Annotated in this window: 2 protein-coding genes; both read left to right on the forward strand. The window is 38.9% G+C overall.

Going from position 1 to position 1,919, the window contains the following annotated elements:
- A partial coding sequence (locus V7659_RS30940) for an acyl-CoA dehydrogenase family protein (protein ID WP_335543823.1) occupies positions 1 to 937 on the forward strand: 937 nt, incomplete at its 5' end.
- A 56-nt stretch (positions 938 to 993) separates the two neighbouring features.
- The coding region (locus tag V7659_RS30945) for a VOC family protein (RefSeq protein ID WP_335543824.1) at positions 994 to 1,919 on the forward strand (926 nt) is incomplete at its 3' end.

A 1,919-nucleotide genomic window follows, 5' to 3' on the forward strand; every position in this document is an offset into this window, starting at 1 on the left:
CTATTACAATTTATCGGCAGCGTGGCTTACATACTTCTTTTCAGTGCACAATGCATGGGTGTCATATTTACCAAAGCCGTTACGTGACGAAATCGTTAATCAAGGCGGCTTTGTAGCCGATGTTTTTGCACCTATAGGGCAAGTAGAAGAGTGTGAAGGTGGCTACTATGTTTCTGGTAAATACAACTTTGTAAGCGGTATCAATTATTGTGATTGGGTTGGCGTTGGAGCTATGATGAAATTTGACGATTCTGATAAGCCTGAACGAGTAGGTATTTGCTTAAAAGTGTCTGATTTAGAAGTTGTGAAAAACTGGGATTCTCTTGGATTACGTGGCTCAGGTAGTAATACACTGGTTGTTGATAAAGTTTTTGTAAAACCTGAAGCGATCCTTCGTTTTAATAAAATTATCGAGTGCAGTCAACCGCCAGAAAAGGATTTCGATCAAGATTATTTATATTACAACACACCATTCTACCCTGGCTTCTATGTTGGATTTGCTGCAATGGCGGTAGGCGGCGCTGAACGTGTATTAAATGAGTTTGAAAAACATACAGCAGGTCGAATTCGCTTCTCAGGTGTCGTTGAAAAAGAATCGCCTACAAGTCAACGCGTTCTTGCAGAATTAAGTATAGAAATGGAATCAGCTAAAGCTTTATTAAACCAATACATTGTCATGATGGAACAAGATAAAGGTGGTTCTTATGAAGGGGCAAGATATAAAGCAATTCGAGCTACGATTATCGATAAGTGCGTCAATATTGGTGTTAAAAGTTTATTAACACTTGGCGGACATGCCTTATTGAAAGGTCATCCGGTTGAATTGTTTGCACGTGACTTAATTGCGATCGCTACTCATATTACATCTTTATACGAAGATGGTATTCACGGTTATGGCAGACATTTATTTGGTTTCAAAACAGGTATCCAAGGATAATAGGTTGCCAGTATTACTTCCTATTGGTTCATAATTTATAAATTGAGGAGAAAATTATGGAAAAATTCATTTATGCTCCAGAAATTGCAAAATTAGGTCACGTTGCACTAGTAACAGAGGACTTAGAAAAATCATTATGGTTCTTTAAAGAAGTAATCGGTTTAGAGGAAACACGTGAAGTTAATGGTACGCACTATTTGCGTGCCTGGGGTGATTTTGAGCACCATTCCCTTTCTATCAAAGCTGGAGAAAAGTCTTACATCGACCATATCGGATGGAAAGCAAAACGGCGTGAGGATGTTGGAACCTTTGCACTTCTTTTAGAAGATGCTGGCACAGATGTACGTNNACGTTGGATTAAAGATGGTGAAGAAGTAGGTCAAGGAGAAGCGATTCGTTTTGAATTACCAAGTGGGCACCGCTTTGAAATTTATTACGATATGGAAAAACCAGAAGCTGAGGAAGGTCGTAAATCAGTGCTAAAAAATCAAGTATATAAATCTTGGGCAAAAGGTGTTTCACCACGACGCATCGATCATGTCAATTTGCAAACATCAATGGATAATAAACTAATAGTAAGCTACTTAACAGAAACATTAGGCTTCAAGCTTCGCGAATACTTCGTTAATCCAGATGATGAACAAGTAGCTAGCTGGATGAGTGTTACAAACTTAGTACACGATGTTGCGATGATGACGACGAAAAATTCAATTGGACCCAATGAAATGCACCACATCGCCTACTGGTTAGATAACTCTCAAGACCTTTTACGTGCAGCTGACATATTATGTGAAAATGAGGTTGGCTTTGTTGGACCTGGTAAACATGGTATTTCACAAGCGATGTACATTTATGTTAAAGATCCAGGTAGCGGCCTTCGTGTTGAAATCTTCACAAATAGTTACTTAATCTTCGAGCCTGATTGGGAGCCTATAAAATGGACCTACGATGAATACCTTAAACACGGGTCTACTTATTGGGG

The organism is Neobacillus drentensis (genome assembly GCF_036966985.1).
GTDB classification, from domain to species: Bacteria; Bacillota; Bacilli; order Bacillales; family Cytobacillaceae; genus Neobacillus; species Neobacillus drentensis_E.